At 35.8% G+C, this 13466-nt stretch carries 9 protein-coding genes and 1 riboswitch; of the genes, 8 read left to right on the top strand and 1 reads right to left on the bottom strand.

Translation table 11 applies throughout. The features are described 5' to 3' along the window. Nucleotides 1-4 precede the first annotated feature (4 nt). From bshC to pckA, 5 genes are all read left to right on the top strand, one after another. A complete protein-coding gene (gene bshC, locus MKS83_RS12635; protein WP_240579979.1) occupies nt 5-1591 on the top strand; it encodes a bacillithiol biosynthesis cysteine-adding enzyme BshC in 1587 nt (528 codons plus the stop codon). Nucleotides 1592-1628: 37 nt separating this feature from the next. Then, on the top strand, nt 1629-3542 hold the full coding sequence (locus tag MKS83_RS12630) for a LysM peptidoglycan-binding domain-containing protein (RefSeq protein WP_240579978.1): 1914 nt from the start codon (nt 1629-1631) through the stop codon (nt 3540-3542). Between the two features lie 67 nt (nt 3543-3609). Then, nucleotides 3610-4485, top strand: a complete 876-nt coding sequence (gene fabD, locus MKS83_RS12625; protein WP_240579977.1) for an ACP S-malonyltransferase — start codon at nt 3610-3612, stop codon at nt 4483-4485. A gap of 15 nt (nt 4486-4500) precedes the next feature. Then, complete coding sequence (locus MKS83_RS12620) at nt 4501-5403, top strand: GYDIA family GHMP kinase (RefSeq protein ID WP_240579976.1); 903 nt, start codon at nt 4501-4503, stop codon at nt 5401-5403. 130 nt (nt 5404-5533) lie between these two features. Beyond that, a complete protein-coding gene (gene pckA, locus MKS83_RS12615; protein ID WP_240579975.1) occupies nt 5534-7153 on the top strand; it encodes a phosphoenolpyruvate carboxykinase (ATP) in 1620 nt (539 codons plus the stop codon). 263 nt (nt 7154-7416) lie between these two features. On the opposite strand, the gene MKS83_RS12610 is transcribed toward pckA, so the two are convergent. Further along, nucleotides 7417-7824: a type II 3-dehydroquinate dehydratase gene (locus MKS83_RS12610; RefSeq protein WP_240579974.1), complete on the bottom strand. Its 408-nt coding sequence runs from the start codon at nt 7822-7824 to the stop codon at nt 7417-7419. Nucleotides 7825-8153: 329 nt separating this feature from the next. Beyond that, nucleotides 8154-8252, top strand: a riboswitch (SAM riboswitch). Between the two features lie 83 nt (nt 8253-8335). Between MKS83_RS12610 and MKS83_RS12605 the strand changes: the two genes are divergently transcribed. The 3 genes from MKS83_RS12605 to MKS83_RS12595 all read left to right on the top strand — a co-directional run bounded on the left by MKS83_RS12605 (nt 8336) and on the right by MKS83_RS12595 (nt 13421). After that, nucleotides 8336-11245 (top strand): SusC/RagA family TonB-linked outer membrane protein, encoded by a 2910-nt coding sequence (locus tag MKS83_RS12605; protein ID WP_240579973.1) that lies wholly within the window; start codon nt 8336-8338, stop codon nt 11243-11245. Between the two features lie 18 nt (nt 11246-11263). Further along, nucleotides 11264-12757, top strand: a complete 1494-nt coding sequence (locus tag MKS83_RS12600) for a RagB/SusD family nutrient uptake outer membrane protein (protein WP_240579972.1) — start codon at nt 11264-11266, stop codon at nt 12755-12757. 244 nt (nt 12758-13001) lie between these two features. Beyond that, the gene (locus MKS83_RS12595) at nt 13002-13421 is read left to right on the top strand and encodes a Fur family transcriptional regulator (protein ID WP_240579971.1); all 420 of its coding nucleotides are present in this window, start codon (nt 13002-13004) and stop codon (nt 13419-13421) included. The last annotated feature ends 45 nt before the right edge of the window (nt 13422-13466 follow it).

Below are 13466 nucleotides of genomic sequence, written 5' to 3'. Positions count from 1 at the left end.
CAAGTTGAAAACTATTAATAAAATATCATTTCAAGATATACAAAGCATTCCTCAGTTAGTAAAAGACTTTTTGAATCAAAAAATTGAGGGATTTGAAGAAAATACATTTTCTATAGATCATTTTAGAAATCAGATTCATGTAAAGCAGGATGCGTTTTCTTCAGAACAAAGAATTATTTTATTTAATGCTTTAGAAAATCAGCTTTCAGATGTTGTGCTTTCCTCAAAACAGAAAAAACATTTGGAAAGCTTAAAGCAGCCCAATACATTTACGATTACGACGGGGCATCAATTGAACCTTTTTTCAGGACCTGCGTTTTTTGTATATAAAATTTTACAAACGGTTAAAACCTGTACATACTTAAAAGAAAATTTTCCTGATTTTAATTTCGTTCCTATATATTGGATGGCTTCGGAAGATCACGATTTTGCAGAGATCAACCATTTTAAGACTGAAGCCAATTATTATGAAACCAACGAAAAATCTGGAGGTGCTGTAGGAAGAATTCATATTCACGATACCCATTTTATTTCCGAATTTGAAAAAGAATTCAAAGATTCTATTTTTGGGACAGAGTTGATTTTAATGCTGAAAGAATCTTATAAATCAGGAAATACATTAACGGAGGCTATCAGAATCTTGGTAAACAGATTGTTCTCTGAATTCGGATTATTAATTATAGATGGAGATTCAAAAGAGCTTAAAAACCAGATTAAAGGTATTTTTAAAGATGAGCTGCTAAATTTTAGTTTGCATAAAATATCCAAGGAAAAAGTTGACTTTCTTACCGGGAAATATGGAAAAGTGCAGGTAAACCCTCGTGAGATCAATCTCTTCTATCTTTCAGAAACAAGAGATAGAATTGATTTTGACGGAAGTAACTATTTCATTGTAGATAAAAATATCTCGTTTACAGAAGAAGAAATCTTAAATGAATTGGAAAATTCACCTGAAAAATTCAGCCCGAATGCTTTGATGCGTCCGGTGTATCAGGAATGTGTTTTACCCAATCTGGCTTATATTGGAGGAAATGCAGAAATCATGTATTGGCTCGAACTGAAAGATTATTTCAAAAAAATCAATATACCTTTCCCTATTCTGATTCCGAGAAATTCAATGTTGTTTTTAAAGGAAAAAACTTTAGGGAAAATTCAGAAGCTGAATCTTAGAATAGAAGATTTTTTTGAGAATTTTACCACCATTATCAATCATAAAATAGTTGAGGATAATAGCATCTTAAAACTTTTAGACGAAAAAGAAAGTCTATTAATGAGCAATTTTTCTGAACTGAAAGCTGTGGCTGAAACCACCGAAAAATCTTTTGGAAATATGGTGAAAGCCGAAGAAGTAAGACAGCTGAAATCATTTGCCCGAATGAAGAAGCGCCTACTTCACGCAGAAAAAATTAAACAAAGCGAATTGCTGGAAAGATTGGAAAATCTGTTTCTGGATGTGCATCCTTCCAAGAATTGGCAGGAAAGAGTGTATAACTTTAGTGTATTTTTTGCTGACTTCGGGTATTCATGGCTTGAAACTTGTTTAGAAGAAATGGTGGTTCAGGAATCCAAATTGATTATTGTTGCCATTTAATTTTAAAGAAGTATTTTTGTAAATATAACGATCTATTATGATAAAGAGGTTTTTTATTTTATCCAGTATATGTATGGTTTTGGGAGCATCTGCTCAGAAATCACACACCGTTGTAAAAGGTGATACTCCTTACAATATTGCTAAAAAATACGGGCTCACTGTTGATGAATTACTTAAACTGAATCCTAAATTTAAAGAAGGGAAACTGGCAATTGGTGATGTTTTAACGGTAAAATCCGGAACAACTTCAGCTTCTAAAACAACTGTTGCTGAAAAGCCAAAAACAAATACTTCTTCTCAATCCGGGAAAATTATTTTACAGCCTAAACAAACGATTTACGGAATCACAAAACAATATCATATTTCCGAAACTGATCTTAGAGCACTTAATCCCGATCTTGATTCCCATATGAAGATTGGGGATGAAATCACTTTACCTCTTGCAAACATCAAAAAATACGGAGGAAGTGAGTCGCAAGTTGCAGTGGCTGCTCCTAAAGCTGTTGAAAAATCTGACGATTCCAATACCATTGCAGACGGGGAATATGTTATACAAGCAAAAGATAATTATTACAGAGTTTCAAAACAATTCAATATTTCTCAAAAAGAATTATTTGCTTTAAACCCTGGATTAGAAGAAAGAGGACTGAAACCTGGAGAAAAAATTATTGTTAAAAAAACAAATACAGCTATAACTTCTGAACCTGTTAGCTCAAAAGAAAAAATGGATTCAGAAAGTGCAACTGTTGCAACTTCAGAAGCTGTTGCGGGCGATGATTTTGTTACTTATACTGTTCAGCAGGGCGATACTGTCTTTTCTATTGTCAATAAGTTTGGAATTTCTATTGACGAATTGATCGCTTTGAATCCCGATTTATCACATGGATTAAAAGCAGGAATGGTTTTAAAAATTAAAAAACAGGATCCTGCTTATGTAAAGAAAAACGGCGATGCTTTAAGCGTTGTTTTGATGCTTCCTTTCGGATATAGTACAAATGAAACCCAGTACAGATCTATGGCAATGGACTTCCTTACAGGAGCGAAATTGGCTATTGAAAGAAATGCAAGAAACGGTCAGAAGCTGGAAATTAAAATTGTAGATTCCGGTAACGAAGGAACTTTTAAAAATTCTCTAACACAGATAAATCCTGATAATACAGATTTGATTATTGGCCCATTCTTCAAATCAAATGTTGTAGACGTTTTAGACTTTACAAAAAATCAGAAAATTCCGATTGTTGCTCCTTTTGCCAACTCTCCGGAATTATATAACTATAGCAACCTGATTATTGTAGAAACAAATGATCAAACCTATGCCGATAAAATTGTGGATGAAGTAAGAGCTTCTTACTCTGACCAAAAAATTTACATCGTGGCAGACAGTAAAAAAACGAATGCAAACTATATCAAGAGCGGTTTAGAAAAAGCGCTTAAGAAACCAAATGTAATTATCGTTAATTCTGCTTCCGAAATTCAGTTAGATCAGAATATGATGACGGGGCAGTCTGCTCCTGTGATTGCTGTTTTGGCTAATGATAGCAATGATGTGGGAGAAGCTTTTGCCAATAAAGTGATTTCTCTTTCCAAAGATGTACAGGGAATAAAAGCGTTCAGTATGTATTATGCTCCTGTTTTTGAGAAAAAAGTAGATGAGCTTAGTCAGGCAAACTTAGTTTACCTTATGGATAGAAAAATCAATGCAGAAGGTAGTTTTGAAAAAGAAATTTTAGCAGCATACAAAAGCAAATATTGTAAGACACCTCCAAAATATGCAGTAATAGGATTTGATGTGGTGAACGATATGTTGACAAGAGAAAATAGAAAAGGAGAGATCTTCAGACAAATGAATAAAGTACAAACCCAGCTGGCTACCAAATTTGAGTTTGTAAAATCAAAAGCCAATGGAGCTTATGTAAATACTGGGTACAGAGTTATTAGGTTAGTTCCTTAAATGATTTAATTCACTTAAAGGTTATTCTTAATTATACTTATATTTGCAAAATATTTTAAATCAATACATGAAAGCACTTGTATTTCCTGGGCAGGGTTCTCAGTTCGTAGGAATGGGAAAAGAATTGTATGATTCTCGAAAAGACATTAAGGACTTGATGGAATCTGCCAATGAAATTTTAGGGTTCGACATTCTTTCTATTATGTTTAATGGAACAGATGAAGACCTTAAAAAAACTGAGGTTACTCAACCTTCAATTTTTATACACTCAGTAGCTGCACTTAAAGCAGTAAATGGTCTTGGAGCTGAAATGGTTGCAGGGCATTCTTTAGGGGAATTTTCAGCATTGGTTGCCAATGGAGTTTTATCTTTTGACGATGGTCTGAAATTGGTTTCTGAAAGAGCAAAAGCGATGCAGGCAGCTTGTGATGCGAATCCAAGTTCTATGGCTGCCATTTTAGGGTTGGAAGATGCTAAAGTTGAAGAAATCTGCGCACAGATCAGCGGGATTGTAGTTCCTGCCAATTACAACTGTCCCGGACAATTGGTAATTTCCGGTGAAACAACAGCTGTTGAAGAAGCTTGCGTAAAATTAAAAGAAGCAGGAGCAAAAAGAGCATTGTTGTTACCTGTAAACGGAGCATTCCATTCTCCATTGATGCAACCCGCACAAGAAAGATTGGCTGCTGCTATTGAACAGACAAAATTCAGAAAAGCTACTATTCCTGTGTATCAGAATATTACGACTACTTCAGTTTCTGATCCGGATGAAATTAAGAAAAATCTGATTGCTCAATTAACGGGTCCTGTAAAATGGACGCAGTCAGTTCAGAATATGATTAAAGACGGTGCAACTAATTTCGTAGAAGTTGGACCGGGGAAAACGTTACAAGGGTTGATCAAGAAGATTGATGGTTCTGTGGACGTAGCTTCTGCAATCTAATCTAATAAAAAAATCATGGGCGAGATATTTTCACCAGGGAAGCTAATGCTGACTTCAGAATATTTCGCGATGGACGGAGCTCTTGTCTTAGCGGTACCTACCAAGCTGGGACAAGAGTTTTCTTTTGAAGAAAAAAATGATGAAAACTCCCTTATATTCTGGGAAGCTTATCATCAAAATAAACTTTGGTTAAAAGCTGTCATAGATTACCAAAACTGGCAGATCCTGGAAACCAATATTCCTTCAAGTGCTGAATTTATTTTAAAAACATTAAAAAATGTTCAGTCGCTTTCTACTATTAAATTCAAAAATAACTTTACCTACCATTTAAAGACCAACCTTCAGTTCCCTGCAGATTACGGTTTGGGTAGCAGCTCTACTTTAATGACTAATCTTGCGGAATGGGCACAGATTGATCCTTTCTATTTAAATAAGATAAGCTTGGGAGGTAGCGGTTATGATATTGCGGTAGCAAAAGAGAAATCTGCCGTTATTTTTCAGAGTGTTCCTGAGGTTAAATATGAAAAGGTGAACTTTGATCCCCCTTTCAAAAATGAACTAATTTTTATCCACTTAAATCAGAAGCAGGATAGCCGTGAAGGAATCAATCTTTACAAGTCAAAAACAAAGTCCCAAAAATTGGTCGATGAATTTTCGGATCTTACAAGAAATATTTTACTATGTAGCGAATTGGAAAATTTTTCAGAACTAATGTTGATTCATGAGCAAAGAATTTCCAATTTTCTTGAAATTCCGACAGTTAAAGAGAGGTTGTTCGTTGATTGTCCGATATTTATAAAAAGTTTAGGCGCTTGGGGTGGAGATTTTGTAATGAGCTCAAAATTTGAGGGCTTTAAGGACTATTTTTGGGGAAAAGGTTTTCACACAATTTTTGAGTATTCCGATTTAATCGATTGATAAACAGTTTTTTATAAACTTGTTTTTTTATTTGCCATTCTGACTTATATCATTATATTTAGACCACTTTTAACAATTAATTAATATTAATTTTGTTAAACCAAAAAAAAAATAGAAAAATATAAGTAAAATGAAAAACGCTAAAATCATCCAAGATTTAGAAAAATTAGGGATTAAAGGAGACTATCAAGTACTATATAATCCTTCGTATGAAGAATTATATCAGGCTGAAGTTTCTCCTGAAAATCAAGGGTTTGAAAAAGCAGAGCTTACGGAATCTGGTGCGGTATCGGTAAAAACAGGAATTTTCACGGGTCGTTCACCTAAAGATAGATATATAGTTCAGGATGATGTTACAAGAGAAACAATTTTCTGGGATGGTAAAGTTAACTTACCAACCACGCCGGAAATCTTTAAATCTTGTAAAGATTTAGTACTGAACCAACTTTCAGATGCAAAAAAGATCTATGTAGTAGATGCTTTCTGTGGAACAAACGCAGATACGAGATTAAAAGTAAGGTTCATTGTTGAAGTAGCGTGGCAGGCACATTTTGTTACTAACATGTTTATCCGTCCTTCTCATTACGAACTGGAAAACTTTGGAGAGCCGGATTTCACTGTAATCAACGGTTCTAAAACTACCAATCCAAACTGGGAAGCTCAGGGATTGAATTCCGAAAACTTTGTGATGTTCAACCTTACTGAAAAACTTCAGATCATTGGAGGGACTTGGTACGGCGGAGAAATGAAGAAAGGAATGTTTGCGATGATGAACTATTATCTTCCGTTAAAAGGTATGGCCTCTATGCACTGTTCTGCGAACGTAGGAGAAGAAGGAGATGTTGCTCTTTTCTTCGGACTTTCAGGAACAGGAAAAACTACTTTATCCGCAGATCCGAAAAGATACTTAATCGGTGATGATGAGCATGGTTGGGATAACAATGGAGTATTCAACTATGAAGGAGGCTGCTATGCAAAAGTAATCGATCTTTCTGCCGAAAAAGAGCCGGATATTTTCGCTGCCATCAAGAGAGATGCTCTATTGGAAAACGTTGTGGTAAATAATGGGGTCGCTGATTATACAGACGGATCTATTACTGAAAATACAAGGGTTTCTTATCCGATTTATCATATCAATAAAATTGTGTTGCCTTCAAAAGCAGGGCATGCAAAAAAGATTGTTTATCTTTCTGCAGACGCATTTGGGGTATTGCCTCCGGTTTCTGTTTTAAATGAAGATCAGGCTCAATATCACTTCCTTTGCGGATATACCTCAAAATTAGCAGGAACAGAAAGAGGAATTACTGAACCGGAACCATCTTTCTCTCCGGCATTTGGTGAAGCATTTTTAACATTACATCCGACAATGTATTCAAAAACGTTGATCGGAAAAATGAAAGAGCATGGCGCAAAAGCTTATCTGGTAAATACAGGATGGAATGGTACTGGAAAGAGAATTTCTTTAAAAGATACAAGGGCGATTATTGATTCAATTATTGATGGTTCTATAGAAAATGCTCCTAAAGCAATGGTTCCTATTATGAATCTTGAAATTCCTACAACATTACCAAACGTTTCTGAAGGTATCTTGGATCCGAGAGATACTTATAGCAATGTTTCTGAATGGGAAGAAAAAGCAAAAGACCTGGCTGCAAGATATATCAAGAACTTTGAGCAGTACTGTAATACGGAAGAAGGTAAAAAACTGATTCCTTCAGGACCTCAGCTACAAGAACAAACAACAAACTAAAAATAGAAATCCTCATCATTTGATGAGGATTTTTTATTTTATACTCCCGCAGATTTCACAGATTTTCGCAGATGATTGTGCATAATCTTTTAGTTTTAAAATAAATATGCATAGAGATCTGTGAAAATCTGTGAAATCCGTGGGGATTATTTCAAACTCAAAATAGCTTATATAAACTTCCATTTTCTACTCCCTTCTTCAGATTAAAATATAATTATTTTCAAACATCTGCGTCATCTGTGAGATCAGCGGGAGAACATTATTTATTTCAAGCTCAAAACAGCCAGCCTGTAACCATTCATTCCGAATCCCGACAAAACAGCATCCGTATTCGCTGCTGTCACTGACTTCTGACGAAACTCTTCTCTTTTGTAAATATTGCTAATGTGAACTTCCACTTTCTGCTTCTGAATATTCTTTAGACAATCCGCAATTGCATAAGAATAATGGGTAAAAGCTCCTGGATTGATCACCAATGCATCAAAATCATCCACTTGAAGTCTATTGATAATTTCTCCTTCAATATTCGACTGGTAATACGATATTTCATGAAAAGGAAATTCGGGTTTCAAATTTTCTAAATAATCCTCCATTGAAGTTGTTCCGTAGATTTCCGGTTCCCTTGTGCCTAATAGATTGAGATTAGGTCCATTGACAATTAAAACTTTCATCTTATAAAATTAAAAAGTTTTTTGAATTAATCGTATGTCAGTACGAGTGTTTTTCGAAATGAAATGAAGAAAAATGTATCGGGAACTATCTTAAAATTCAAAAGTCTGGTCAAAATGGATAGAAAATCTTATTCAAAATCCTAATTGAAGTATAATTTTATTCATTGCATTATTTTTAATGATATTTCTCATATTTATAAATTTAACATTTATTATAACTCTCTATTTTTGTTGGTTTTAAAATAAAATTAAGTTAATTTTTATAAAATTTATATTTAAATTTTTAAAGTCTACTTGTTTTGTAGACTTTTTGTTTTTAGATTTGCAACGGCTTATAAAGAAAGATGGAGGGAACTGACCCTGTGAAATCTTAACAACCTGCATCGTGCAAGGTGTTACATTCAGCCTTGAAAAAGGAAAGATGAGCAAAGTGTTAATCATGATTATTGATGCTGTTTGCTATCTTTTTTATAAAAGGCTAATATTTAATAAACAGCAAATAAAGTTAATTATGATTAATAAAAATTTAATGATTCCTAAGGTTTGGATTCCGCCAGTTGCTGCATTCTTTTTGGGAGTGGTCAATGTGAATGGGCAAGAAGCAAAAAAAGATACACTTCATGAGAAAGAGATTGATGAAGTAGTGGTAGTGGCTTATGGAAAAGCCAAGAAAACCAGTTATACAGGTTCGGTAGCAACGATTTCTAGTGAAAAAATTAATAACAGACCTGTTACCAACATCACAAAAGCATTGGAAGGGCAGGTTCCGGGACTTCAGGCGGTAAGCGCTTCAGGACAGCCGGGTTCTACAGCTTCTATCAGGATTCGTGGAATTGGTTCTATCAGCGCATCGAGTAATCCATTATTTGTGGTGGATGGAATTCCTTTTGACGGGAATATCAACTCGATCAGTCCCAATGACATCGAATCCATCAGTGTGCTGAAAGATGCCACGGCAAGTTCATTGTATGGTTCCAGAGGAGCAAACGGGGTGATTATCGTTACCACAAAATCCGGAAAAAGAGGTGAAGCGAGAGTAAACTTTAATATAAGCCAGGGTTTCTCAAGCAGAGCAGTGAAGGATTATGAGCAGGTAACCACCGACCAATACTTTCAGTTGTATTGGGAAGCCCTGAGAAACGGATACACATCAAGCCAGGTTTCTTCTCAACAGGCTGCACAAATGGCAACAGATAATTTGGTAAATGCTTTAGGAATCAATCCTTACGGAGCAAATTATGTAAAACCAGTAGGAACTGACGGGAAACTTTTGCCGGGTGCAACAGCTTTATGGAATGACAACTGGAAAGATATTTTGCAAAGAACGGCTTCCAGAAATCAGGTTGATCTGGATTTCAGCGGAGGAAATGAGAAGAGCAATTATTTTTTCTCTTTAGGATATTTGGATGATAAAGGAATTGCCATTGAGTCTGGTTTCAGAAAATACAGTACAAGATTAAAGATCAATTCTGAAGTCAAAAAATGGCTGAATGTAGGAGCAAATTTAGCGTACACAAACAGTCTTCAGGAAGCTCCACCTTCATCAGATTCGAGAACGGATAATGTGATCAATGCGGCGAGAGTTATACCATCTTTTTATCCTTACTACGAAAGAAATGCAGATGGTAGCTATAAATTGGACTCCAGCGGAAATTATATTTATGATTTCGGAAAATACAGGCCTACAAGTGCATTACAAAATGAAAATGCTGCAGCAACATTACCTTTGGATAAAAATGAGAACAGAGAAGATAACTTCTCAGGGAAAGGTTTTGCAGAATTCACTTTCCTGCCTGAATTGAAATTTAAATCCAGCTTTTCGGTTGATCTGGTTAATTATAATGGCCATTATTATACCAATCCGTTATTAGGAGAGGGAACTGAAATCGGGGGGTCTGTTACAAAAACCAATTCGAGAACGCTGTCTTACACAACAAGTAATATTTTAACCTACGATAAAAAATTCGGACAGCATCACATCAATATTTTGGGTGGTCAGGAATTTTACCATTACGAATATCAGACGATTTCAGGAAGCCGAAGCCAGTTTTCATTGCCGTATTATTATGAACCTGATGCTGCAGCTTTGCTGGGAAGCTTCTCAGGAAATAGTGACAAATTAGGACTGTTAAGTTTCTTAGGGAAAGCCGAATATGATTTTAAAAATAAATATTTTGTTTCGGGATCGGTAAGAGCAGACGGCTCTTCAAGATTCTCTCCGGAAAACAGATGGGGGACATTCTGGTCTGTAGGAGGATCATGGAAGGCGTCGAATGAAGATTTTATTAAAAATTTAAATGTCTTTAATCAACTGACACTTCGTGCAAGCTACGGAGGGCAGGGAAATGATAAGCTGAGTACTTATTATGCTTACCAGAGTTTATATGCTTTTTACAATAATTTAGGAGAGGGCGGAACGGTAGCAAGCAAGCTGCCAACTCCGGATCTGAAATGGGAAACCAACCTGAATTTGAATGCAGGTATTGAATTTTCTGTTCTGAATAACAGAATTAAAGGTAATGTAGAATATTTCCAGAGAAAAAGTAAAGATCTTCTGTTTGGAATGCCTTTGGCGCCGTCATTAGGTTTTAGTGAGTATCAGGCGAATATTGGAGAGCTGAAAAATACAGGTTTTGAATTTTCATTATTCACAACACCCATTAAAACAAAGGATTTTGAGTGGAATGTGGATGTGAATTTAAGCACTCTTAAAAATGAAATCACAAAACTTCCTAAAGGTTCTATTGTAAGCGGGACAAAACTATTGCAGGTAGGTGGCTCTGTTTATGATTTCTTCATTCCTGAATGGGCAGGAGTAGATCCGAATAATGGAAAGCCGCTTTGGAAAACCATTACAACAGATGCCAGCGGAAATACGGTAGAAGGAACCACTTCAGAATATGCAAAAGCTACAAAAACGCTGCAGGGTTCGTCTCTTCCGAAAATAATGGGAGGGATTACCACGAGTCTGGGGTACAAAAACTTTGATTTTTCAACCTTAGTATCATTTGCTATCGGAGGAAAAATTTTAGACACGGATTATACGATGCTGATGCATAATGGAAGTTCGGCAGGTAGAGCCTGGAGTGCAGAAATACTGAATAGATGGACGCCCGAAAACCGTTACACCGATGTCCCGGCTTTAAGTACAACAACGAATAACTGGACTTCAACATCTTCAAGATTCTTATACTCGGGGACGTATGCTAGAGTGAAAAATGTGAGCTTAGGCTATACACTTCCATCGGATTATTTTGAAAAAATAGGTTTGAAGAAATTCAGAGTTTATGTTCAGGCAGAAAACCTTTTAACATTCTATAAACATAAAGGAATGGATCCTGAACAGACCTTAGACGGAACAACCTATTACAGATATCCAGCAATGAGGACGATCACTTTTGGTGTACAGGCGACTCTTTAACATTTAAAATGAAAAACAATGAAAAAATTAAAATATATATCTTTTGCATTAATCTCAGCATGGTCTTTAATCAGTTGTGAAAGTGATCTCGAAACCGCTCCGACCAATCAGGCTAATGAAGAGGAAGTTTTCAAAACAGCAGAAAGTGCGGAAACGGTAATCAATGGAACCTGGGCGAAATTTAATGACGATGGGACAACTTACGCGAATATCGGGTACTCCACAGTGTTGAGAACAAGTGATGCTATGGGAAGTGATGTGGCGGTTTTAACCAATAAATATGGATTTCCCGGAGCGTATGCTTTTACAGATTTGGTGAATAACACGGGAAGCAGGCCACTTTTTATCTGGAGTCTGCTGTATTCTACCATCAATAATATGAACAATGTTCTTGCAAGAATCGATGGAGTAGAGGGGAGCCAGGAGAAAAAAAATCAGGTGAAAGGTCAGGCTAAAGCATTGCGAGCATTTTGTTATTTAAATCTGGCGAGTTTTTATCAATTCAGTTATTTGAAAGATAAAACGGCGTTAACGGTTCCAATTTACACAGAACCGACAACAACAGGTTCAGTAGGAAAGAAAAAAGCGAGCCTTGAAGAGATCTATACTTTAATTAAAAGTGATTTGACGGATGCCGATCAGTTGCTTCAAAATTATTCAAGAAACAACAAGGATAAAATTGATAGATCAGTTGTCAATGGCTTATTGGCAAGAGCTTATTTGAATACCGGAGACTGGACGAAAGCTGCAGCTTCTGCAAAAATAGCGAGAAATGGATATGCTTTGATGACGGCGGAAAAATATAAAGATGGGTTCAATGATATCAGTAATGGAGAATGGATCTGGGGACACGGTCAGACACAGGAACAGTCAGGTGAAAGCTATGCTTTTCACTTTTTAGATGTGTCGTCTTCGGGAAGTTATTATTATAGCTTTATGGCGGATCCTTATTTTAAAGATCTGTTTGATACCAATGATATCCGTTATTCACTGTTTTCATGGGATGGAAATCCAGGAAGAGAAGGATTGCTGCGATATGCGAAGTTTAAATTTAAAGCCAATTTAATTGCGGATATCGTTTACATGAGAGCTGCTGAAATGTATTTAATTGAGGCCGAAGCTGAAGCGAGAAACGGAAATGTTACAAATGCTGTAACCGTTTTAAATCAATTGAAATCAGCAAGAAACGCCAATCAATATTCTGGTTCTTTAGCACAAAACGAGGTGATCAAAGAAGTATTGATTGAAAGACGAAAAGAGTTGTTTGGTGAAGGATTCTCATTATCAGACATTATAAGAACGCAGGGAACTGTAGTGAGAAAACCGTTTACCAATTCTAGCGGACAGGCGATTCAGGTACAGATCACGACTCCGGCTGGTGTTGTAAAAACCGTTAACGGAAGAGGACATACGATTTTTGCATTCCCTGATCAGTCTCCGTTTGTAGCCGACAGCAAATATTATTTATTCTCTATTCCGCAGAAAGAGATTGAGAATAATCCGAATTTATAGTTTTAGTTTTTTAAATTTTTAAAAGAAAGTCACTGCTTTATGGAGTGGCTTTTTTATTGTATGTCTAAATATTGAGAATGAGATTGTAGAATGTAGGCTTAGTTTGTATTTGCAATAGTATTGCAACAATCTTAGAAATATTTTTGTAGACTTGAATGATTTTTGATAGATGCAAACAGAAGCAGCCAATGATGAAAACATTGAAAAAACAGCTAACTTTGAGAAGAACCTTAAATCCTGAAGAATGAAAACACACATCGAAGATAAATTGATTAACAAAAATACCAAACCTACAAGTATGAGGATTTTGGTATACGATTTTCTAAGTTCTCAGGAAGCTGCCTTATCATTGTCTGAAATCGAAAGCCACTTCGATCATGCGGACCGGACTACCATTTACAGGACATTAAAAACTTTTGAAGAAAAAGGAATTGTTCATAGTATTCAGGAGAATACAACAACAAAATATAAGCTTTGCCATGACGGATGTGACGAAACTACACATAAAGATTGGCATCTGCATTTCTACTGCAAAATCTGTAAACAGATCACCTGTAAAGAAGATATCTCGTTTCCGGAAAATATTCAGACGAATTTCAGAATAGATGAAATAAGACTTTTTGCGAAAGGAATTTGTGAAACTTGTCTCGAAAGTTTGCAATAGCATTGCATTCAGTTTGCTCCTAATTTTGATTAAAATTTTTAAGTT

It is taken from the genome of Chryseobacterium sp. Y16C (assembly GCF_022488405.1).
In the GTDB taxonomy this organism is placed as follows: Bacteria; Bacteroidota; Bacteroidia; order Flavobacteriales; family Weeksellaceae; genus Chryseobacterium; species Chryseobacterium geocarposphaerae.
The sequence above is the reverse complement of the archived record's forward strand: the minus strand, read 5'-3'. Positions and strand labels throughout refer to the sequence as shown.

Excerpts from the sequence above, each read along its gene's own strand:
- MKS83_RS12630 (WP_240579978.1), top strand. The coding sequence starts at position 1,629 with ATGATAAAGAGGTTTTTTATTTTATCCAGTATATGTATGGTTTTGGGA.
- fabD (WP_240579977.1), top strand. The coding sequence starts at position 3,610 with ATGAAAGCACTTGTATTTCCTGGGCAGGGTTCTCAGTTCGTAGGAATG.
- MKS83_RS12620 (WP_240579976.1), top strand. The coding sequence starts at position 4,501 with ATGGGCGAGATATTTTCACCAGGGAAGCTAATGCTGACTTCAGAATAT.
- pckA (WP_240579975.1), top strand. The coding sequence starts at position 5,534 with ATGAAAAACGCTAAAATCATCCAAGATTTAGAAAAATTAGGGATTAAA.
- MKS83_RS12610 (WP_240579974.1), bottom strand. The coding sequence starts at position 7,824 with ATGAAAGTTTTAATTGTCAATGGACCTAATCTCAATCTATTAGGCACA.
- MKS83_RS12605 (WP_240579973.1), top strand. The coding sequence starts at position 8,336 with ATGATTAATAAAAATTTAATGATTCCTAAGGTTTGGATTCCGCCAGTT.
- MKS83_RS12600 (WP_240579972.1), top strand. The coding sequence starts at position 11,264 with ATGAAAAAATTAAAATATATATCTTTTGCATTAATCTCAGCATGGTCT.
- MKS83_RS12595 (WP_240579971.1), top strand. The coding sequence starts at position 13,002 with ATGAAAACACACATCGAAGATAAATTGATTAACAAAAATACCAAACCT.